We start from the raw sequence: 21061 nt of genomic DNA, 5'->3' as shown, positions 1-21061 counted from the left end.
GGCATCCCCGGAACGTATCTCTGGTCGAGGACGCGGACTTCGTACGGCCGTCCATCGTCACCGGCGGTCGGCCGTTCGCGTGCCGGCCACCCGCGGAGCCACCGCTCCGGATGCTCGAAAGGATCAATGATCATGCCCGGGCGCTCTGACAAAACCGTTCCGCTCGCCGTGAAGATCGTGGTGAGCGGCGGGCTCGGGGTCGGCAAGACGACCTTCATCGGGGCCGTCTCCGAGATCGACCCGCTCGACACCGAGGCGCCGATCACCCAGGTGTCGGTCGGGGTCGACTCGCTCGTGGGCGTGGAGTCCAAGACCACCACCACGGTCGCGCTCGACTTCGGACGGATCACGCTCGATCCGGCCATCGCGCTGTATCTGTTCGGCACTCCCGGCCAGGACCGCTTCTCCTTCCTGTGGGACGACCTGGTGGAGGGCGCGCTCGGAACGGTGGTCCTCGCGGACACCCGGCGGATCGAGGAGTGCTTCCCGGCCGTCGACTACTTCGAGGCCCGGGGAGCGCCGTTCGTCCTCGCGGTGAACCGCTTCGACGGGGCCGAGCACTTCGAACTGAACGAGGTTCGGGCGGCGTTGGGGCTGAGTGCCGAGGTGCCCGTGCTGGAGTGTGACGCGCGAGAGCGCGGCTCCGTGCGGGACGTGCTGGGGGCGTTGATGGACCGGGTGGTCGGGTATCGCGCCGCTCCGGGGCGGAGGGCGGTCGGGGCGTGCTGATCGCCGCAGGGCAGGTGTGAGGTCAGGCGAAAACGGTGGAAAAGTGCGCGGGGTGAGGGGGAGGCGCGCATGTGAAGGCGGAGCTGGGCGAAGGCGGAACGCGGAGCAGGGCACCCCGGAAGCGGGGGCCGCAGTGGGTCAGCTCAACAGGAACAGGACCACACGCGACCGAAGTCGATGTGGGAGCGGGTGACCAGACACTGCTGCGGATGCATGGGGCCAAGTGGAACAGGTCTCCGGTTATGCGTCAACCGACTTGAGATGTACCGCTCACAGTGTGGACGGCCTTGACAGTGAGGGGAAACGCCCACGTACTCTCGCTGCACGGCTCTGCTGAGGGGCTAGGCCGTATCTGCGCCGCGCGGCGCGCTTCTCATTCGGTGTGTGAAGGCACCTACCCGTGTTCGATCCCAGCTGTCACGGAGCCTTCGCATGCCTTCCGAAACCCTCGACCCCGCAGCCCCCGCCACCCTCGTGATCGTCGGGGCCGGGCCGCGGGGGACCGGCCTCATCGAGCGGATAGCCGCCAACGCGCCCGAGCTGTACGCCGGTTCGGGGCTCGAGATCCATCTCGTCGACCCGCATCCGCCGGGCGCCGGACGCATCTGGCGTGCCGCCCAGTCGCCGCTGCTGTGGATGAACTCGCACGCCGAGGACGTCACCATGTACACCGACGAGACGGTGGAGATGGCCGGACCGGTGCGGCCGGGACCGACGCTGCACGAGTGGGCCGGCATCGACGGGCAGACCTTCGCCGACCGGCAGATCCAGGGTTCCTATCTGCGCTGGGTCCACGAGCAGGCCGTGGCCGCGCTGCCCCCGGAGATCACCGTCCGCCATCATCCCGGGCGCGCTCTGCGGGTGAGCGGCCCCCGGGACGGGCGCCAGCAGGTATGGCTGGAAGGCCGAGACCGACCCCTGAGCGCCGATCTCGTCGTCCTCGCTCTCGGTCACCTCGACGCCGAACTCGACCAGGAGCAGCGTGAGTTGGCGGCCTACGCGGGCGAGCACGGGCTCGTCCACCTGCCGCCCGACTTCACGGCCGACAGCGACCTGTCCGCGCTGCCGGCCGGTGAACCCGTGCTGGTGCGCGGTTTCGGGCTCGCCTTCGTCGACCTGATGGTGCTGCTCACCGAGGGGCGCGGCGGCCGGTACGAGGGGGACACGTACGTGCCCTCGGGGCGGGAGCCGGTGCTGTACGTCGGCTCACGGCGCGGAGTGCCGTACCACTCGAAGATCGGCTACGACTGGACCGGTGAGCGGCCGCCGCTGCCCCGGTTCCTGGGGCCCGCCGAGATCGACGGGCTGCTTGCCCGGCCCGGCGGCTTCGACTTCCGGCGCGACGTGTGGCCGCTGGTGGAGAAGGAGCTGGGCTTCGCCCACTACCACCGGCTGTTCACGGCCCACGCCGAGCGGACCGCGATCGCCTGGACCGACTTCGAGGAGAAGTACGGGGCCGCGTCCGAGGGAGCCGAACGGGAGGCCCTGGTGGCGTCCGCCGTGCCCGACCCGCGCGACCGGCTCGACCTGGCCGCGATCGACCGGCCGCTGGACGGGGTGACGTACGGGTCCTTCGAGGAGTTCCAGGAAGGGCTGCGCGGCTATGTGGCGGATGACCTGAGTCGCCGTCACGATGCCGCGCACAGCACCGATCTGGCCGTCTTTCTGGGGCTGCTGTCCGTGTACGGGCAGCTGGTCCGGCTCGGGGACATCGGCTCCTGGTGGCACGGGTTCTTCAGCTACCTCGCCTCAGGGCCGCCCGGACCCCGGCTGAGACAGTTGCTCGCCCTGTCCCGGGCGGGGGTGCTGAAGTTCGTCGGCGCCGGCATGGCCGTGCACGCGCGGGACGGGGTGTTCCGGGCGTCGAGCACGACCGTGCCGGGCTTCTCGGTCGAGGCGCGGGCGCTGGTGGAGGCCCGGCTGCCGGAGCCGACACTCCGGCGCGCCCTCGACCCACTGCTGCGGGAGCTGCACACCGAAGGCGCCGGCGAGACCCCGGACGGGCTGCTGCGGGTGGACCCGGCCGACGGACGGGTCCTGGACCGGTCCGGCCGGCCGCACCCACGGCGCTTCGCGCTCGGGCCGCACACCGACGGCCGTACGGCGGGCGCGTTCACCCGGCCGCGCACCGGCGGCCCCGCGTTCCGGCAGAACGACGCCACCGCCCGCGCCGCCCTGGTGTTCCTGCGGGACCTGGGCGCCGATGCCGTCGGGTGAACCGCTCCGCTTCGAAGCGTCATGGAAGAAAGGGTTCTCCCCTATGACCTCATCGCACGGCCGGGGCCCGCTGCACCTGGCCGCCGCCGTCGACCAGCCCGGGATGTACGACGCCGGTCCCTACATCGAGCTGGCGCGGCTCGCCGAGCGCGGCGGGCTCGACTTCGTGACGCTGGACGACACCTTCGCCCGGCCCGGGCCCGACGCGTCGGCCGTGCTGTCCCGGGTGGCACCCGCCACGCAACGCGTCGGACTGGTGCCCACCCTCACCACCACCCATACCGAGCCCTTCCACGTCCAGGCCACGGTCGCCACCCTCGACTGGGTCAGCCGGGGCCGGGCCGGTTGGCGGCTGGACGTCTCCACCACCGAGGGAGAGGCCCGTCTCTTCGGCCGCCGGTACTCCGCGCCGCTGGACGCCCTGTGGCAGGAGGCCGGTGAAGTCGCCGACGTGGCGGCGAAGTTGTGGGACAGCTGGGAGGACGGCGCCGAGATACGGGACGTGCCGACCGGCCGTTTCGTCGACCGGGACAAGCTGCACCACGTCGACTTCACCGGCTCTGCCTTCTCGGTGAAGGGCCCCTCCACCGTGCCGAGACCTCCGCAGGGGCACCCCGTGCGCGTGGTCGACGCCACCGAGAGACCCGCCCGGTCCACCGCCGCCCGCCACGCCGACGTGGCCCTCGTACGCGCGGCGAGTTCCACGCAGGCCCGTGAGATCCGCGCCGAACTCCGGGCCGACGCGGCCAGATCGGGGCGCGACCCGAACTCCCTGCTCGTCCTGGTGAGTCTGCTGATCGACCTCGGGGACGGCGAGCACGCCGCCGAACCCGGCCACGGCGGAGGCGGCCCCCGGCCGACCGCGCAGGGCCCGCTCTACCGGGGCGGCCCCGTGGACCTCGCCGACCTGATCGCCTCCTGGTACGAGGACGGCACCGCCGACGGCTTCCACCTCATCCCCGTCGAACCGCGCCGCGACCTGGAACGGCTGGTCAACGGCACGGTGGCGCTGCTCCAGCACCGCGGCCTGTTCCGCACCTTCTACCCGGGCAGCACACTCCGCGAGCATCTGGGGCTGGCCCGGCCCGCCAACCGGTACGCGGGAGGAGCGGCATGAGCGGACGGGAACCGCGCGGCCCCGGGTCGCCCGGCAAGCACCTCCACCTGGCCGCGCTCCCCCACTCCCGATTTCGCCCGAGCGGGGGGACCCCCGTCCCGGGCGCCGACAACGCCACCGTCTGGGCCGACTCCGACGCCAGGTCGCAGATCGAGTTCTCCTCCTTCGAGCGCCTCGCCCGGACCGCCGAACGCGGTCTGTTCGACTTCTTCTTCCTCGCGGAGGGGCTGCGGCTGCGCGAACACAAGGGTCGTATCCACGACCTGGACGTGGTGGGACGCCCGGAGCCGCTCACCGTCCTCAACGCGCTCGCCGCCGTGACCGAGCACCTGGGGCTCGCCGCCACGGTCGACGCCACCTTCAACGAGCCGTTCGAACTCGCCCGCAGACTGGCCACGCTCGACCACCTCAGCGGCGGCCGGGCGGCCTGGAACGTGGTCACCTCCTCGGACGCCTTCACCGGCGAGAACTTCCGCCGCGGGGCCCACCTCGACCATGCCGACCGGTCCGACCGGGCCGCCGAGTTCGTCGCCACCGCACGGGAGCTGTGGGACTCCTGGACACCTGACGGGGTGTCCCGGCCGTTCGCGCACCGGGGCCGGCACTTCGACATCGCCGGAGAGTTCGGCCTGCCGCGCTCGCCACAGGGGCACCCTGTGGTGATCCAGGCGGGGGGCTCCGGGGAGGAGCGGGAGTTCGCGGCCGCCACCGCCGACGTCGTCTTCACCCGGCACGGCACGCTGGAGGCCGGGCGGGCCCGCTACGCGGACCTCAAGGGACGGCTGGCCAAGTACGGCCGCAATCCCGGCGATCTGAAGATCATGCCCGGCGTCACCGTCGTCCTCGGCGACACCGCCGCCGAGGCGCAGGAGCGGGCCGCCACGATCAGACGGCAGCAGGTCTCCCCGCAGAACGCCGTCCTCGCCCTGGAGCGGATCTGGGGCGTCGACCTGTCGGCGTACGACCCCGACGGGCCGTTGCCCGAGGTCGATCCGGTGGCGGACCCGCAGCTCACGCCGGGCCGCAACCGGCGCGGCGACACCGTCGCGACGGCCGAGAAGCTGCGGGCGCTGTCGCAGGAGAAGGGGCTGTCCATCCGGCAGACCGTGATCGAGACGAGCGCCCGCCAGTCCTTCATCGGCACGCCCGAGGCGGTCGCCGCCGAACTGGAGGAGTTCGTGCGCGAGGACGCCGCCGACGGCTTCGTCCTCGTACCCCATCTCACGCCCGGCGGGCTCGACGAGTTCGTCGACCGGGTGGTGCCGCTGCTCCAGGAGCGTGGCGTGTTCCGTACGGAATACGAGGGGAACACCCTCCGCTCACACCTGGGCCTGCCCGCCCCGGTAGCCCGGCAGGCCGGTAGTCCGGTAGTCCGGTAGTCCGGTAGTCCGGTAGTCCGGTAGTCCGGTAGCCCGGCAGCCCGGTAGGCCGCCTGAAACGGCCTGGCGGACTCCCGGCTCGAGGACCTTCCGGACGGCCGACTTCCGGCCACCCCGGGACCTGGGTGGCCGAAGAGGACGCCGTGGTGCTCACCGCGGCCTGCTCCGACGGGCCGAGCGTGGACGGGAAGCCGTTCAGCCGGGCACTCCGGCGCACCCGACGCGGACGGACGCACGACGGTCGACTTCACCCGGGCCGTACTGCCTCCGTGCGCCTTTGTGGATGCTTTCCTCTGCCCCGCCCCGCCGCCGGGGAACACATAGGACGTGGTGGTCGAGGCAGGGGAGCGCAACCTGGTCTGAGCTGGGGCAAGAGGCTGCAAGAGGGCTCAACTCACGCAGTTCGTTGAAGGCCTGACGGCCGAAAGGCGCCCTTGCGCCGACCGGCCGTTCGGCCGAATACTCCCCCTCAGCGCTTGTCAGGGCCACGGCGTGTCCGAAATCCGGACGAACGTCGGTCCCTGACTGCGCCTCACGGGCCCCGACCCCACACCACGGGCCCCCGACTTCCCCTGGGAGGGAACGAAACGTGAGGATCAAGCGCACCACCCCCACCACCCCCACACGCGGTATCTCGAGACGGACCCGGCTGACCGCCGTGGCCACCGGACTCGTGGCCGCCGCCGCCATCGCCATCCCCCACGCGAGCGCGGCCGACACCGCCACCTTCAGCAGCGCCGAACTGAAGAGCGCCGGAGACTCGGTGCTCCAGGCGGACATCCCGGGCACCGCCTGGGCGGTCGACGCCAAGACCAACCGCCTCATGGTCACCGTCGACAGCACGGTCTCGGACGCCGAGATCGCGAAGATCAAGGAGCAGGCGGGCAGCAACGCCGGCGCGCTCACGATCAAGCACACCCCGGGCAGGTTCAACAAGCTGATCGGCGGCGGTGACGCCATCTACGGCGGCGGCTACCGCTGCTCGCTCGGCTTCAACGTCGTCAGCGGGAGCACCTACTACTTCCTGACCGCCGGGCACTGCGGCGAGGTCGCCTCGACCTGGTACTCCAACTCCGGTCAGACCACCGTGCTGGGGACGAACTCCGGCTACAGCTTCCCGACCAACGACTACGCGCTGGTCCGCTACACCAACACCTCGGTCGCCAAGGCGGGCACCGCGGGCAACACCGACATCACCAGCGCCGGCAACGCCACCGTCGGCCAGTCGGTCATCCGGGACGGCTCCACGACCGGTATCCACACCGGCCGGGTGACCGCCCTGAACGCCACCGTCAACTACGGCGGCGGCGACGTGGTCTACCAGATGATCCAGACCAACGTCTGTGCCGAGGGCGGCGACTCCGGCGGAGCGCTCTACACCTCCGGCGGAGTCGCGCTGGGTCTGACCTCCGGTGGCAGCGGCAACTGCAGCTCGGGCGGTACGACCTTCTTCCAGCCCGTGACCGAGGCCCTGAGCCGTTACGGCGTCAGCGTCTTCTAGTCCTCGCGCAGGAGTCCCCGCGCGGGAGCCCCCCGGCGCACGAGTCCTCGCGCCGGACCGCTCCACCTGGCCTGTGGCCGATCGCGGGCGAGCCCCCGTACGCAACCGGCGTGCGGGGGCTCGCTCTTGCCCGGGGACGGGGTTACCGTCGGAGTACAGGCAGTGATGCGTGGCAGTGCTGTGGACCCTTGGGGGCCGGCATGGTCGAGGAGCTGATGGCGGCGGGAGTCACGCTCGTGGCCGCCGGAGCGGTGTACGTGGCGGCGGCGGCGCGGGTCGTCAAGCAGTACGAGCGGGGCGTGGTCCTCCGGCTCGGGAAGCTCCGGCCCGAGGTGCGCGGGCCCGGGCTCACCCTGATCCTTCCGGGCATCGACCGGCTCCGGAAGGTCAACATGCAGATCGTCACGATGCCGGTGCCCGGGCAGGAGGGCATCACCCGGGACAACGTCACCGTGCGCGTGGACGCCGTCGTCTACTTCAAGGTGACTTCGCCGGCCGAGGCGGTGATCCGGGTGGAGGACTACCGGTTCGCCGTCTCGCAGATGGCGCAGACCTCGCTGCGGTCCATCATCGGCAAGAGCGACCTGGACGATCTGCTCTCCGACCGCGAAAAGCTCAACCAGGGCCTGGAGTTGATGATCGACAGTCCGGCCGTGGAGTGGGGCGTGCAGATCGACCGGGTGGAGATCAAGGACGTGTCCCTGCCGGAGACGATGAAGCGCTCGATGGCCCGGCAGGCCGAGGCCGACCGTGAGCGGCGGGCGCGGATCATCAACGCGGACGCCGAACTCCAGGCGTCGAAGAAGCTCGCCGAGGCCGCCAAGGAGATGTCCGAGCAGCCCGCCGCGCTGCAGCTGCGGCTGTTGCAGACGGTGGTGGCGGTCGCCGCCGAGAAGAACTCCACGCTCGTCCTGCCGTTCCCGGTGGAACTGCTGAGGTTCCTGGAGCGGGCGCAGCAGCAACCGCTTCCCCCGACGTCCTCCACACCCACGACGACTTCGACACCTTCACCGACCGAAGCGGAGTCGGGTTCCAGCCAGGACTAGACCTACCACCGCGTGAGTGGTTACTCACGCGTAGCGTTTGCAGTGCGAATTTTCCTGCGGTGGCCGACCGACGGCCCGGGGTGGTGAAGGCGCGGAGGGCGCGCGGTGCTCACCCTGTGCGCGTCCTGAAGTCGACCTTGTGTGCTCCCTGTGCGGTTCGGAAGAGTAAGCGCCCGTCAACCAGCCTTCCGGCCCGGAGCGGCCCCCACGACCGCCCGGGCCGAACCCCCACAGGAGGACGCGAGTTGAAGCACCGACGTATATCCGGGCGGCGGACGGTCATGGCGGGCGCGGGCATCGCCGCCCTGGTCGCGGCCGGAGTCACCTTCCAGACTGCGAACGCCAGTGAGCCCGCGAAGAGCCCGCGGCCCACCCCGCTCTCGGCCCTCGCGGCCGGAAAGCTCGCCTCGACGCTCGGCCGGGATCTCGGCACCGACGCGGCGGGCACGTACTACGACGCGAAGAGCGCGAGCCTTGTGGTGAACGTCCTCGACGCGGCCGCCGCGAAGACCGTCGAGGCGGCCGGCGCCAAGGCCAGAATCGTCGAGAACTCCCTCGCCGAACTGACCGGCGCCCGTACGACGCTCAAGGCGGACGCGTCCGTCCCGGGCACCGCGTGGGTGACCGACCCGACCACCAACAAGGTCGTCGTCACCGCCGACCGCACCGTCTCCGACGCCGAGTGGGCCAAGCTCACCAAGGTCGTCGACGGGCTCGGTCAGGTCGCCGAACTCCAGCGCGGAAAGGGGGAGTTCAAGCCCCTCATCGCCGGCGGCGACGCCATCACCGGCGGCGGCGGGCGCTGCTCCCTCGGCTTCAACGTGGTCAAGGGCGGCGAGCCGTACTTCCTGACCGCCGGGCACTGCACCGACGCCATCTCCACCTGGTCGGACACCTCCGGCGCCGAGATCGGCGCCAACGAGGTGTCCAGCTTCCCGGACAACGACTACGGCCTGGTCAAGTACACCGCCGACGTCGACCACCCGAGCGAGGTCGACCTCTACAACGGCTCGGCCCAGCAGATCACCGGCGCCGCCGAGGCCACCGTCGGCATGAAGGTCACCCGCAGCGGCTCGACCACCCAGGTGCACTCCGGCACGGTCACCGGCCTGGACGCCACGGTGAACTACGGCAACGGCGACATCGTCAACGGTCTCATCCAGACGGACGTCTGCGCCGAGCCCGGGGACAGCGGCGGCTCCCTCTTCTCGGGCAGCAGCGCCGTCGGCCTGACCTCGGGCGGCAGCGGCGACTGCACCTCCGGTGGGGAGACGTTCTTCCAGCCGGTGACGGAGGCGCTGTCGGCGACGGGGACGCAGATCGGCTGACACGCTGACGTGACACCGGTGCAGGTCCCGCCCCTCGCGCGAGGGGCGGGACCTTTCGCGTGCCTCACGCGTGCCTCACGGTGCCTCTCGGGCGCCTTCACCGCGCCCCACGGCGTATCGCGGCACGGCGGGGCGATCATGGCGTGCGCCGTGCCGGGCGCGTCCGCGGCGCCGCCGGACCGAGCGCCTCCCGGAAGGTGATCAGTGCGCCCAGCCCTCGGCAGGCCGCGAGGCTCCCCGGCGAGCGAATGAGCGGGCGAGCGGGCGAGCGGGTGAGCGGACGAGCGGGGGAGCGGACGAGCGGGGGAGGGCCGCTGGGGAGGGTAGGGCCACTGAGGGGGGAGCCGCCGGGTGTGTCGGCGCCGGTGGTCTGTGTCATGTCCCCACGGTCCGGAGGGCGGGGTGTTTGCGCAGGTGGGAGGCGCCCGAACGGTTGTCGTACAGATGTTCGGGAATTGGTCTATGGTGGGGGTGAGGGAGCTGGGAACTGATGTTCGATTATGGAGGTGTGGATGCCAGGGTTCACGCATCTGCACACCGTCTCCGGGTTCTCCCTGCGTTACGGCGCCTCGCACCCGGAGCGGCTGGCCGAGCGCGCCTCGGAGCGGGGCATGGACGCCCTCGCCCTCACCGACCGCGACACCCTCGCCGGCACGGTCCGCTTCGCCAAGGCCTGCGCGAAGGCGGGCGTGCGCCCGCTGTTCGGGGTGGACCTGGCGGTGGCGTCCCCCGAGCGGCCGCAGGGCGACGCGTCCGTACGACGGGACAGGCGCCGCACCCCGGTGCGCGGCGGCGCGTTCATCGACGAGTCGGCGCCACGCGTCACCTTCCTCGCCCGCGACGGCGCCCGCGGCTGGGGCGACCTGTGCCGGATCGTCACGGCGGCGCACGAGGGCGAGGGCGTCCCGTTGCTGTCCTGGGCCGAGAACCACGGCGCCGGCCTGAGCGTCCTGCTCGGCCCCGCCTCCGACGTCGGCCGCGCGCTCGCCGCCGGCCGTCCGGACCGCGCGGCGAAGCTCCTCGTCCCCTGGCGGGAGGTGTACGGCGACGCCCTGCGCCTGGAGGCCGTCTGGCACGGGCGCACCGGCACCGGACCCGGTTCCCTGCGGCTGGCCGCCCGCACCGTCGGCTTCGCCGCCGAACAGCGGGTCCGGCCCGTCCTCAGCAACGCCGTCCGGTACGCCGACCCCGGCCAGGGCCCGGTCGCGGACGTCCTGGACGCCGCCCGCCGGCTCGTCCCCGTCGACCCGACGAAGGACCTGGACTCCGGGGAGGCCTGGCTCAAGGACGCGAGCGCGATGCTGGGCGCGGCCGAGCGGATCGTCGAGGCCGCGGGCTACCGGCGCGACACCGCGCGCCACCTGCTGGAACAGACGCGGGCGACGGCCGCCGAGTGCCTGGTCGACCCCGAGGACGATCTCGGTATGGGCGCCGTCCACTTTCCCGAGCCGCACCTCGTCGGCGCGGGCCGGCGCACCGCCCAGCGGGCGCTGGCCTCCCGGGCGGCGGCCGGGATGGTGCGGCGCGGGTACTCCGGGAAGCGTGCCTACTGGGAGCGGATGCACCGGGAGCTGGACATCATCGCCCACCACGGCTTCGCCTCGTACTTCCTGACGGTCGCTCAGGTCGTGGACGACGTACGGGAGATGGGTGTTCGGGTCGCGGCCCGCGGCTCCGGCGCGGGATCGCTGGTGAACCACCTGCTCGGCATCGCGAACGCCGACCCGGTCGAGCACGGGCTGCTGATGGAGCGCTTCCTGTCCAAGGAGCGGGTCGTGCTGCCGGACATCGACATCGACGTGGAGTCCGCGCGCCGGCTGGAGGTCTACCGGGCGATCATCGACCGGTTCGGCACCGAGCGGGTCGCGACGGTCGCGATGCCGGAGACGTACCGGGTGCGCCACGCCGTCCGGGACGTGGGCGCGGCCCTGTCCATGGACCCGGCCGACATCGACCGCATCGCCAAGTCCTTCCCGCACATCCGGGCGCGCGACGCCCGCGCGGCGCTGGAGGAACTGCCCGAACTGCGGGCGCTGGCGGGGGAGAAGGAGAGGTACGGGCGGCTCTGGGAGCTGGTCGAGGCCCTCGACGCCCTCCCGCGCGGAGTCGCCATGCATCCGTGCGGAGTGCTCCTCTCCGACGCCTCCCTGCTCTCCCGCACGCCGGTCATGCCGACCAGCGGGGAGGGGTTTCCCATGGCCCAGTTCGACAAGGACGACGTCGAGGACCTCGGACTGCTCAAGCTGGACGTGCTGGGCGTGCGGATGCAGTCGGCGATGGCGCACGCGGTCGCCGAGGTGGCGCGGGCGACGGGCGAGCGGATCGACCTGGACACGCTGGAGGGCGGCGACCCGGCGACGTATCGGCTCATCCGGTCCACCGAGACGCTCGGGTGCTTCCAGATCGAGTCTCCGGGACAGCGGGACCTGGTGGGGCGGTTGCAGCCGGCCACCTTCCACGATCTCGTCGTCGACATCTCCCTCTTCCGGCCCGGTCCGGTCGCCGCCGACATGGTGCGGCCGTTCATCGAGGCGCGGCACGGGCGGGCGCCGATCCGGTATCCGCACCCGGACCTGGAGGAGTCGCTGCGGGACACCTACGGGGTCGTCGTCTTCCACGAACAGATCATCGACATCGTCGCCGTCATGACCGGCTGCGGGCGCGGTGAGGCGGACCGGATCCGGCGCGGGCTGTCGGACCCGGAGTCGCAGGGGCGGATCAAGGTGTGGTTCGCGCAGCACGCGGCGGCCGGCGGATATGACGCGGAAACGATTCAGCGGACCTGGGGGATCGTCGAGGCGTTCGGCTCGTACGGCTTCTGCAAGGCGCACGCGGTCGCCTTCGCCGTGCCGACCTACCAGTCCGCGTGGCTGAAGGCGCACCACCCGGCCGCCTTCTACGCGGGGCTGCTCACGCACGACCCCGGGATGTATCCGAAGCGGCTGCTGCTGGCGGACGCGCGGCGGCGGGGGGTGCCGGTGCTGCCGTTGGACGTGAACAGGTCGGCGGTCGCCCACCGTATCGAACTGGTGTCTGATTCAAGGGGATCCGCAGGGGAATCCGCAGAGGATCCGGCAGAGGACCCGGCAGGTGGTTCGAAGACCTGGGGACTGCGGCTCGCCCTGTCCGACGTGTACGGCATCACCGAGGCCGAGGCGGCACGGATCGCGGACGGGCAGCCGTACGCCTCGCTGCTCGACTTCTGGGAACGGGCCCGGCCGAGCCGTCCGCTCGCCGCACGGCTCGCGCAGGTCGGCGCGCTGGACGCGTTCGGCGCCAACCGGCGTGACCTGCAACTGCACCTGACCGAACTGCACCGGGGCGCCCGGGGTGCGGGCGGTGGCCAACTCCCCCTGGCGGGTGGCCGGAAGACCGACCCGGCCGGACTGCCGGACCTGTCCTCCGCCGAGAAGCTCAGCGCCGAACTGGGCGTGCTGTCCATGGACGCCTCACGCCATCTGATGGACGACCACCGCGGCTTCCTCGACGAACTGGGCGTGGTGTCGGCGCGCCGACTGCGCGAGACGCGGCACGGCGAGACGGTCCTCGTGGCGGGCGCCAAGGCGGCCACCCAGACCCCGCCGATCCGGTCCGGCAAACGGGTCGTCTTCACCACCCTGGACGACGGCACCGGCCTGGTCGACCTCGCCTTCTTCGAAGACTCCCACGACGCCTGCGCGCACACCGTCTTCCACTCCTGGCTGCTGCTGGTGCGCGGGGTGGTCCAGCGGCGCGGCCCGCGCAGCCTCAGCGTGGTGGGCGCCGCCGCCTGGAACCTGGCCGAACTGCTGGAGGTGCGCCGGGAGGAGGGGCTGGAAGGGGTCGCGGCCCGGCTGGCCGACCCCGGCGGAGCCCCCGACGCGGGCGCCGACGGCGACGGCCCGGCGCGCAGCCGGCTCGCCGGTTCGGACGGGCTGCCCGCACCGGCGGGCTCGGCCGCCCAGGACGCGAGGGAACGGCGTCGCATCCACCTGCCCACGGGGTACGAGATGCACCCCTGGGCCGATCTGCGCCCCGCGGGAGAAGGGCCCGCGGTGGGAAGGAAGTTGTGGCACCAGAGTCCGGGGAGTGCGGGATGACCATCCTCTGCGTACGTTTCCAGCTGCCTCCGACGCGCGAGGCCGCCCTGCCGGGGCTGCTCGGGCTGCTGGAGGAGTTCACACCGGTCGTCGAGGCGTTGCCGCCGGACGGGGCGCTGGCCGATCTGCGCGGCGCCGAACGGTACTTCGGGCGCAGCGCGGTCGAGCTGGCGTCGGTGATCAGAGTGCGCGCGCTCGCGCTGCACGGGGTCGACTGCGTGATCGGCGCCGGCCCCGGCCCGCTGTCGGCCCGCACGGCACTGCGGAACGCCCGGCCCGGCGTGACGTGCGCGGTCCCTGAGGGCGGGGTGCGGGAGTTCCTCGCCGACAAGCCCGTCGTCGCGCTGCCCGGTGTCGGTACGGCGACCGCCCGCACCCTGTGCGAGTACGGCCTCGACACCCTCGGCCGGGTCGCCGCCGCACCCCTGTCCACGCTGCAGCGCCTGGTCGGCGCGAAGGCGGGCCGGGAACTGCACGAGAAGGCGAACGGCGTCGACCGCGGCCGGGTCGTCCCGAACGCCGTATCCCTCCCCCACTCCCGGCTTCGCTCGAGCGGGGGGACCCCCATGCTGGCCACCGAGCGACCCTTCGAGCGGGACGAGCTGGACCCCGACCGGCACCGCCGGGCGCTCCTCTCGGCCGCCGGGGAACTGGGCGCCCGGCTGCGTGCCATGGAGAAGGTCTGCCGCACCCTGACCCTCACCGTGCGCTACGCCGACCTCCCCCGCTCTCGAGCGGGATCGGGCGGGGGGACCCCCGCCTCCACCACCCGCAGCCGCACCCTCGGGGAGCCGACCGCGCACTCGGCGGCCCTGACGAGAACGGCGTACGGGCTGTACGAGGCCCTCGGTCTGCAACGCGCCCGGGTCCGTGCGATCGCCCTGCGCGCCGAGGGGCTCCTTCCCGCCGAACAGGCCTCCCGCCAGCTCACCTTCGACCCCGTCGACGAGAAGCTCCGCCGGATCGAGGAGGTGGCCGACCGGGTGCGGGCGAAGTTCGGGCCGGGCGCGGTGAAACCCGGGACGCTGGCGGCGTGAGGGGCGGCGGCCGGACCGGGATCAGTTGGCCCACGGGGGAGTGATCCGGGTTCCGTCGGCCAGCTCCGCCTCCAGGCCGATGGAGGTGGTGACCCAGGACAGCGCGGTGTGATCGGTCGGGTTCTCGACGGCCAGGGTCGCCCCCGGGTTGACGATCACCGTGTCGCCGGCCCTGATCCGCTCGGCGCGGCCGTCGAGCGTGAGGATCAGCTCGCCGACGAGCAGATGGAAGATCTCCTCCCGGTTGACGGTGTGCGCGGGAGCCTTCGTCCCGGCGGGGATCTCGCCCCGCCAGGCGCACAGCTCCTTGCTGCCGGTGCGGGGAGTGGCGTACGAGACGAAGCGGGCGCCGTGGATCTCGTGGGTGACGGCGTCGGACGAACGGATGACGGGCACGGTGGCCTCCTGACGGCTTCTGCCGGACGGTGTGGAGAAATGAACCAAAGAATGGTCAACCTGCTTGACCATCTAGCTCTATGGTCAAGCTGCTTGACCAATCTGTCAAGAATGTTTCAATGCAGGCGTGCAGAACTCCGAGGCCCTCGCCCTGACCGCCGTCCTGCTCGCCGCCGCGGGCGAGCTCACCCAGCGCATCAACGACGGCGTCGTCGCCCGTGGATTCGAGGCGCGGCCCGCCTACGGCTTCGCCTTCACCCGGCTCGCCCCGGACGGCGCCACGGTCACCGAGCTGGGTGTCCACCTCGGAGTCACCAAGCAGGCCGCCAGTCAGCTCGTCGAGGAACTCGTGCGGAAGGGGTTCGTCGAGCGCCGGCCGCACCCCGAGGACGCGCGGGCCCGGCTGATCGTGCTCACCGAGCGCGGCTGGGAGTGCACCCGGGCGGCGGAGGAAGCGGCCGCCGAGGCGGTGCGGGCGTGGACCGACGTGCTCGGTGAGGGTGAAGTGGGGGCTTTGCGCGCCCAGTTGGCGCGCATTGCCCCCAATGGCCCCATCCGGCCCGCCTGGTGACGTCATATCAGTGGTCCCGGCCGTCCGTGACTACCACTGAAAGTTTTTACTGACGCGTAACTTCACAGTTCAGCTACTCGCCCGTAACTTGACAAGTGAACAGCATCCTCGTGATCCGGGTCACAGGGCGTAAGGCCATCGCACCTCCCCTTGAGCCGCAAGGAGATCACCCGATGCTGCCCTGGAAGCGCGTGCTCGGACCACTCGCCGCACTGCTGCTGGCCGCCACGGCCGCCACCGTCCCCGCCACCGCCGCCCACGCCGACTCCGCCGCCACCGCGACCGCCGCGACCGCCGCCGCCTCGGCGAGCGGCTGGAACGACTACGGCTGCAAGCCCTCCGCCGCCCACCCCCGCCCCGTCGTCCTCGTACACGGCACGTTCGGGAACTCGATCGACAACTGGCTGGCCCTCGCCCCCTACCTCACGGTCCGCGGATACTGCGTCTTCTCCGTCGACTACGGCCAACTGCCGGGCGTCCCGCTCTTCAACGGCCTCGGCCCCATCGACAAGTCGGCCGCGCAGCTCTCCGCCTTCGTCGACAAGGTGCTCGCCGCGACCGGCGCCGCCGAGGCCGACCTCGTCGGCCACTCGCAGGGCGGCATGATGCCGCGCTACTACCTGAAGTTCCTCGGCGGAGCCGCCAAGGTCAACGCGCTCGTCGGCATCGCCCCCGACAACCACGGCACCACACTGGGCGGACTCACCAACCTGCTGCCCTACTTCCCGGGCGCCGAGGACCTGCTCTCGGCCGCCACCCCCGGCCTCGCCGACCAGATCACCGGGTCGGCCTTCCTCGCCCAACTCAACGCGGGCGGCGACACCGTCGCCGGCGTCCGCTACACCGTCATCGCCACCAAGTACGACGAAGTGGCCACGCCGTGGCGCACTCAGTACCTCAGCGGATCAAACGTGCGCAACGTCCTGCTCCAGGACCTGTGTCCGCTGGACCTCTCCGAGCACGTGGCGATCGGTCTGTTCGACCGGATCGCCTTCCACGAGGTGGCCAACGCGCTCGACCCGGCCCACGCCACCGCCACCACCTGCGCGTCCGTCTTCAGCTGACGCGCAGGTGTTCCGCCGGGGCCTGTCCGACCTGAGCCGCCGGTCAGGCCCCGGAGTCCTGAGGGAACCGGCGGATCAGCGCCCGTGCCGCCCGCCGCCGCTCGTCGCCCGCCGGCGCACCGACCCGAACAGCAGCGCCGAACCCAACGCCAGGACGGCCGCGCCGCCCACCGCGAGATACGGGGCGCTGCCGTCGCCGCCGGTCTCCGCGAGGCTTTCGCCGGAATCCGAGCCGGCACCGGCCGCCCTCGGCTCGTTGGCGCCGGAGGGCGACTCGGCCGTGGCGGACGGCTCCGCCGCGGAGGACGGCCCGGTCGTGGACGACGGCTCGGTGGCCGGGTCCGTCGTCGTGGCGGCGTCGTCGTCCCCGTGACCGTGGTGCTCGATCGTCGACCTGTCGGCGCCGTCCTCGATCTGCTCCTCGGAGGGCGCGGAGGCGGACGGCGCGGAACCCGATCCCGTGCCTGTGCCCGTGCCACCGAACGTGACGTCCGAGCAGGAGTAGAACGCCTCCGGGCTGTCCGAGCGCTGCCAGATCGCGTACAACAGCTGCCGGCCCGAACGCTCGGGCAGGGAACCGGAGAAGGTGTAGAAACCGCCCGAGGCGACCGGGTCGGTGGCCGTCGCCACCGGGTGCTCCAGATCCAGGTCGGACCAGCCCAGCGGCTCGGCCGGGTCGTAACCGGCCTTGGTGGGATAGACCTTGAAGGTGCCCTTGTGCGGAGCGGTCACGCGGTACCTGAAGGTGTACGAGCCGCTGCGCACGCTCGTCGCCGGCCAGTCGGCGCGGGCCAGGTCCAGGCCCTTGAACTCCGCGTTGCCCGCGCTGCACAGGCGGCCGTCCGGGATCAGCTCCTGGTGGCGCCCGTTCGCGTCACCGATGCGGACGCCGTTCCAGTCGTACAGCGCCTGCGTCCCGCCCGCCGCGACCGCGGCCCTGCAGGCATCGGACTCCGGGCTCTCCGGACCTTCCGCGTAGCACTGCGCGACCCGGCTGACCGGATCACCCATCGACCCGTGCGCGGCCGCGGGCGCGGCGGACAGCACGGCCAGGGCCGGCGGGACCAGTCCGACGGCGGCGGCGACGGCGGCGGCCTTGCGGCGTGCGGGCATGGGGGAACTCCTCGGAACCGGAACAGGTGGTGGCCTGATGTGTGCCGGAACCAAGAAACCGCGAAATCACCTGCTGAGGACCATCCCAGCCGATCTTTAGGGTGGCCTTAAGGAAGCGCTGAGACTGCGATCAGGTAGGTAGCGTTCACGGCATGACGAGCGAGGAGATCCGGCCCGCCACGGCGGCCGACGTACCGGCCGTGAAGGCCGTGACGGACGCGGCGTACACGCGCTACATCGAGCGCATCGGGCGGGCGCCGCAGCCCATGGAGGCGGACCACGCGGCGAACGTGGCCGCGGGGAAGGTCTTCGTGACCGGCGACCCGGACGACGACACGGTGGTCGGCCTGGTGGTGATCGAGGCGTTCCCGGACCACCTGTACCTCGACAGCATCGCCGTCCACCCCGACGCCCACGGCAAGGGCGTCGGGCGGCGGCTGCTGCATTTCGTGGACGCACGCGCGCGTGCGCTGGGCCTGCCCGAAGTACGGCTCTGCACGAACGCGCTGATGTGGGAGAACCAGAAGATCTACCCGAAGTACGGCTACGAGTTCGTGGAGCGGCGCCTGGACGGACCGTACGACCGCATCCATTACCGCAAGCGGCTCGGCTGAGCGCGGCTCGACGGGTGGGAGGCGACGCAGGCGGCGGTCAGCCGTCCGGCCACCAGGTGCGGGCGATGTCCTTGCGCACCTCGGGGCGTCCGGCGGGCCGTTCGTCGGCCTCTTCGCGGATCCGGCGGGAGTCCGTCTTCTTCAGGGGCTTCTGCACGGTCGTACGGCGCATGGCTGCCTCCTCCAGGAACTACCGTGTTCCGCGATCTCACGGAGGTAGACCCTTTCGGGGAGACTTCCTCATCGGCGGCAGTTCTGTCAGTGGCGGCTGTCACGATTCGAGTGTCAGTGGTGGGTGTCACTCTTGGGCACATGAGTGAAAACAGTGACGAAACGACTGCGCCGCGTGTGGACTGGGACACGGCCGCGGCCGCCTTCGACGAGGAACCGGACCACGGTCTGCGCGACCCCGAGGTGCGCGCCGCCTGGGACCGGAGGCTGCGGGCCTGGCTGCCGGAGCGCGCCTGTGACGTTCTCGACCTGGGCTGCGGCACCGGCAGCCTGTCGCTCCTCGCGGCCGAGCAGGGACACCGGGTGACGGGAGTCGACCTGTCGCCGGCCATGATCGACCTGGCTCGTGCCAAACTCGCCGGGTGTGACGCCGTGTTCCTCGTCGGTGACGCGGCGGCGCCCCCGGTCGGGGAGCGGCGCTTCGACACCCTGCTCGTACGGCACCTGCTGTGGACCCTGCCCCACCCCGCGCGGGTCCTGCGGCACTGGCGCGGTCTGCTGCGCCCCGGAGGGCGGCTCGTGCTGGTCGAGGGCGTGTGGGGGACCGTCAGCCCGGTCGGCATACCGGCCGACCGGCTCACCGCCCTGCTGGCCCCGCTCACCGACGACACGCGCGTGGAGCGGCTGTCGCAGGACGCGCGGCTGTGGGGCGGGCCGGTGCCGGACGAGCGGTACGCGGTGGTGGCGACGGTGTGAACACCCGGCGACGCGGGCGCCGGCCACGTCGGCGCCCCGTCCCCTCACGTCAGCAGTGACTCCAGGCCGCCCTCGGTGGTGGCGAACACCTCCAGTTCGTCGAGGGCGGTCATGGCGGCTGTCGCGGCCGCCGGGTCCCGCCCGGCCAGCCCGCTCTCCTCGAACTCGTCCTCGTCCAGTCGTCGCACGTCCGTGCCGTCGGCGGAGCGCCACAGGTCCAGGTCCAGATCCTCGACGACCAGCTCGCCCCCGGACAGCGTGGCCGGGCGGGTGATGTCGCAGTACCAGCCCTTCAGCGCGCCCGTCGCGTCACGGACCTCCTTGACCGAGTACCAGCGGTCGCGCCAGTAGTACTCGGTGAAGACGTCACCCGCCTCGAACCGTACGAAGCCGAAGTCGCGTACGCCGGCACCGGCCCAGGGGGCGCGCACGGCGATGCGGGTGCCGTCGTCGGACAGCAGCTCGGCCGCGTAACGGATCTTCGTCCGGCCGCCCTTGACGAGGACGACGTCCACTGGGCGCGTCGACTCAGCCGAGTTCTCGGACATGCCGTACCTCCGTCGCGCGGATCTCGTACCCGAACCACTTGTTGATCGCGAGCATCGGCTCGTTGTCCGCGTCGTTGCCCGTGTACGCCTGCGTGTACCCCGCGGCGCGGGCCCGGTGCAGCGAGTCGTTCTTGACGAGCTTGGCCAGGCCCCGGCCCCGGTAGGCGCGGGCGGTGCCGGTCATGCCGGTGGTGTACCTGCCGGCGTCGTGGGTGTGGGCCACGCTGAACGCGACGGGGCGGCCGTCGGCCACGGCGACCGAGGTCAGCGCCGGATTCAGATGGGGATGCCTCCAGTGCTCGTCGACCCAGGCCCGGTAGTCGGTGAACTCGGTGGCGATGTCGCCCGGTTCGTCCGAACCCGCCTCCGCGTCCAGGGCGAACAGCGGGCGCGGGTCGTCGGCGAAGTCGGCGGCCGTGCGCAGTTCGACGCCGGGCGGGGGATCCTGGAGCGGCGGCAGCGCGGCGCGGGCCAGGTCCAGGCGGAGGAAGTGCGCGGAGCGGCTCGACCGGTAGCCGTGTCCTTCGGCGAAGGCGCGGCAGGCCGGTTCGTCCAGCACCCAGGCGAACAGCTTCACCGCGCCGTGCGCCGCCAGATGCTCCTCGGCGGTGCGGACCAGCAGGGTGCCCGCGCCGCGTCCGGTGCGCGCGGGATCCACGTACACGTTGAGGGACCCCTGGCCGGGCGCCGGGCTGTCATGGGCGAGGGCCACCTGGGCCGTGCCGATGATCTCGCCGTCCTCCACCGCGACCAGCTTGCGGGCGTGGGCGTCGGAGTGGGCCAGGGAGAGGCCGTGCAGCACGGAGGCCGGGCTGAAGAACACGTAGGGCAGGGCGAGATGCCGGACCCGGATGAAGCCCTCGATGTCGGCGGGCGTGGCGGGGTGCAGATCGCGCACGATGACGGTCATGTGAGTTCACGCTACGGTCGGGCGGCGCCCGGATGCCTCCCATTTTCGGCGCCCGTCCGCCCTCCCGTCCTCCGGCGGGTGCGGGACAATCGGGCCGTGACCTTGAAGATCCACATCGATGAGAGCGCCGCCCCCTACGAGCAGGTGCGGGCGCAGATCGCGGAGCAGGCGCGGTCGGGAGCGCTGCCGGTCGGTTACCGGCTGCCGACGGTGCGGGGGCTGGCCGAGTCGCTCGGCCTCGCCGCGAACACCGTCGCCAAGGCGTACCGGGCGCTGGAGGGGGACGGGGTGATCGAGACCCGGGGGCGCAACGGCACGTTCGTCGCCGCCTCCGGACCGGCGGCGGAGCGGGAGGCGGCCGGTGCCGCGCAGGCCTACGCCGAGCGGGTGCTGCGGCTGGGACTCACCGAGGAGCAGGCCTCGGCCGCCGTACGGGACGCCCTGCGGGCGGCCTACGAGCAGTGATCAGCGGTGCACTGCGGGCG

General features: G+C 72.1%; 19 protein-coding genes and 1 pseudogene. 15 read left to right on the top strand and 5 right to left on the bottom strand.

Features of this window, described 5'->3' with window-relative positions:
- Window positions 1–132: 132 nt before the first annotated feature.
- The 10 genes and pseudogenes from ACIPFH_RS31700 to ACIPFH_RS31655 all read left to right on the top strand — a co-directional run bounded on the left by ACIPFH_RS31700 (window position 133) and on the right by ACIPFH_RS31655 (window position 14433).
- Window positions 133–729: a GTP-binding protein gene (locus tag ACIPFH_RS31700; RefSeq protein ID WP_401831816.1), complete on the top strand. Its 597-nt coding sequence runs from the start codon at window positions 133–135 to the stop codon at window positions 727–729.
- A 432-nt stretch (window positions 730–1161) separates the two neighbouring features.
- Window positions 1162–2946 (top strand): FAD/NAD(P)-binding protein, encoded by a 1785-nt coding sequence (locus ACIPFH_RS31695; protein ID WP_401831815.1) that lies wholly within the window; start codon window positions 1162–1164, stop codon window positions 2944–2946.
- A gap of 43 nt (window positions 2947–2989) precedes the next feature.
- Window positions 2990–4063: an LLM class flavin-dependent oxidoreductase gene (locus ACIPFH_RS31690; protein WP_401831812.1), complete on the top strand. Its 1074-nt coding sequence runs from the start codon at window positions 2990–2992 to the stop codon at window positions 4061–4063.
- The gene (locus ACIPFH_RS31685) at window positions 4060–5442 is read left to right on the top strand and encodes an NtaA/DmoA family FMN-dependent monooxygenase (RefSeq protein WP_401831811.1); all 1383 of its coding nucleotides are present in this window, start codon (window positions 4060–4062) and stop codon (window positions 5440–5442) included. Before ACIPFH_RS31690 ends, ACIPFH_RS31685 begins: the two co-directional genes overlap by 4 nt.
- 213 nt (window positions 5443–5655) lie before the next feature.
- A pseudogene (locus ACIPFH_RS31680) lies at window positions 5656–5766 on the top strand (DUF1684 domain-containing protein); the annotation flags it as partial.
- 265 nt (window positions 5767–6031) lie between these two features.
- On the top strand, window positions 6032–6943 hold the full coding sequence (locus ACIPFH_RS31675) for a S1 family peptidase (protein WP_356260651.1): 912 nt from the start codon (window positions 6032–6034) through the stop codon (window positions 6941–6943).
- Window positions 6944–7143: 200 nt separating this feature from the next.
- Entirely contained in the window at window positions 7144–7989 is an 846-nt protein-coding gene (locus ACIPFH_RS31670; protein ID WP_401831809.1) for a slipin family protein, read from the top strand.
- Window positions 7990–8234: 245 nt separating this feature from the next.
- Window positions 8235–9317, top strand: a complete 1083-nt coding sequence (locus ACIPFH_RS31665) for a S1 family peptidase (RefSeq protein ID WP_401831806.1) — start codon at window positions 8235–8237, stop codon at window positions 9315–9317.
- Between the two features lie 512 nt (window positions 9318–9829).
- Window positions 9830–13396, top strand: a complete 3567-nt coding sequence (locus ACIPFH_RS31660; protein WP_401831803.1) for a DNA polymerase III subunit alpha — start codon at window positions 9830–9832, stop codon at window positions 13394–13396.
- The gene (locus ACIPFH_RS31655; RefSeq protein WP_401831801.1) at window positions 13393–14433 is read left to right on the top strand and encodes a DNA polymerase thumb domain-containing protein; all 1041 of its coding nucleotides are present in this window, start codon (window positions 13393–13395) and stop codon (window positions 14431–14433) included. Before ACIPFH_RS31660 ends, ACIPFH_RS31655 begins: the two co-directional genes overlap by 4 nt.
- 21 nt (window positions 14434–14454) lie before the next feature.
- Here ACIPFH_RS31655 and ACIPFH_RS31650 read toward each other — a convergent pair whose 3' ends face one another.
- Window positions 14455–14829, bottom strand: coding sequence for a cupin domain-containing protein (locus ACIPFH_RS31650; protein ID WP_057602157.1), 375 nt, complete (start codon window positions 14827–14829; stop codon window positions 14455–14457).
- A 127-nt stretch (window positions 14830–14956) separates the two neighbouring features.
- Between ACIPFH_RS31650 and ACIPFH_RS31645 the strand changes: the two genes are divergently transcribed.
- On the top strand, window positions 14957–15400 hold the full coding sequence (locus tag ACIPFH_RS31645) for a MarR family winged helix-turn-helix transcriptional regulator (protein ID WP_401831799.1): 444 nt from the start codon (window positions 14957–14959) through the stop codon (window positions 15398–15400).
- A 173-nt stretch (window positions 15401–15573) separates the two neighbouring features.
- A complete protein-coding gene (locus ACIPFH_RS31640) occupies window positions 15574–16464 on the top strand; it encodes an esterase/lipase family protein (RefSeq protein WP_401831797.1) in 891 nt (296 codons plus the stop codon).
- A gap of 75 nt (window positions 16465–16539) precedes the next feature.
- On the opposite strand, the gene ACIPFH_RS31635 is transcribed toward ACIPFH_RS31640, so the two are convergent.
- Window positions 16540–17577, bottom strand: a complete 1038-nt coding sequence (locus ACIPFH_RS31635) for a lytic polysaccharide monooxygenase (RefSeq protein WP_401831795.1) — start codon at window positions 17575–17577, stop codon at window positions 16540–16542.
- 152 nt (window positions 17578–17729) lie between these two features.
- Between ACIPFH_RS31635 and ACIPFH_RS31630 the strand changes: the two genes are divergently transcribed.
- Entirely contained in the window at window positions 17730–18191 is a 462-nt protein-coding gene (locus ACIPFH_RS31630) for a GNAT family N-acetyltransferase (protein ID WP_401831792.1), read from the top strand.
- A 37-nt stretch (window positions 18192–18228) separates the two neighbouring features.
- Here the strand turns inward: ACIPFH_RS31630 and ACIPFH_RS31625 are convergent, their stop codons facing one another.
- On the bottom strand, window positions 18229–18363 hold the full coding sequence (locus tag ACIPFH_RS31625) for a hypothetical protein (RefSeq protein ID WP_133913577.1): 135 nt from the start codon (window positions 18361–18363) through the stop codon (window positions 18229–18231).
- A 140-nt stretch (window positions 18364–18503) separates the two neighbouring features.
- Between ACIPFH_RS31625 and ACIPFH_RS31620 the strand changes: the two genes are divergently transcribed.
- Window positions 18504–19118, top strand: a complete 615-nt coding sequence (locus tag ACIPFH_RS31620) for a class I SAM-dependent methyltransferase (RefSeq protein WP_401831791.1) — start codon at window positions 18504–18506, stop codon at window positions 19116–19118.
- A 44-nt stretch (window positions 19119–19162) separates the two neighbouring features.
- Here ACIPFH_RS31620 and ACIPFH_RS31615 read toward each other — a convergent pair whose 3' ends face one another.
- Both ACIPFH_RS31615 and ACIPFH_RS31610 read right to left on the bottom strand, forming a co-directional pair.
- On the bottom strand, window positions 19163–19666 hold the full coding sequence (locus tag ACIPFH_RS31615) for a DUF402 domain-containing protein (protein ID WP_401831788.1): 504 nt from the start codon (window positions 19664–19666) through the stop codon (window positions 19163–19165).
- Window positions 19647–20576: a GNAT family N-acetyltransferase gene (locus ACIPFH_RS31610; RefSeq protein ID WP_401831787.1), complete on the bottom strand. Its 930-nt coding sequence runs from the start codon at window positions 20574–20576 to the stop codon at window positions 19647–19649. Before ACIPFH_RS31610 ends, ACIPFH_RS31615 begins: the two co-directional genes overlap by 20 nt.
- Before the next feature lie 96 nt (window positions 20577–20672).
- On the opposite strand from ACIPFH_RS31610, the gene ACIPFH_RS31605 reads away from it, so the two are divergent.
- On the top strand, window positions 20673–21041 hold the full coding sequence (locus ACIPFH_RS31605; RefSeq protein WP_356256506.1) for a GntR family transcriptional regulator: 369 nt from the start codon (window positions 20673–20675) through the stop codon (window positions 21039–21041).
- Window positions 21042–21061 lie beyond the last annotated feature (20 nt).

Origin of the sequence: Streptomyces sp. NPDC088157 (genome assembly GCF_044741545.1) — a bacterium.
Classification (GTDB): domain Bacteria; phylum Actinomycetota; class Actinomycetes; order Streptomycetales; family Streptomycetaceae; genus Streptomyces.
Note: the sequence above shows the minus strand (reverse complement) of the source record. Positions and strands in the feature narration are given on the sequence as shown.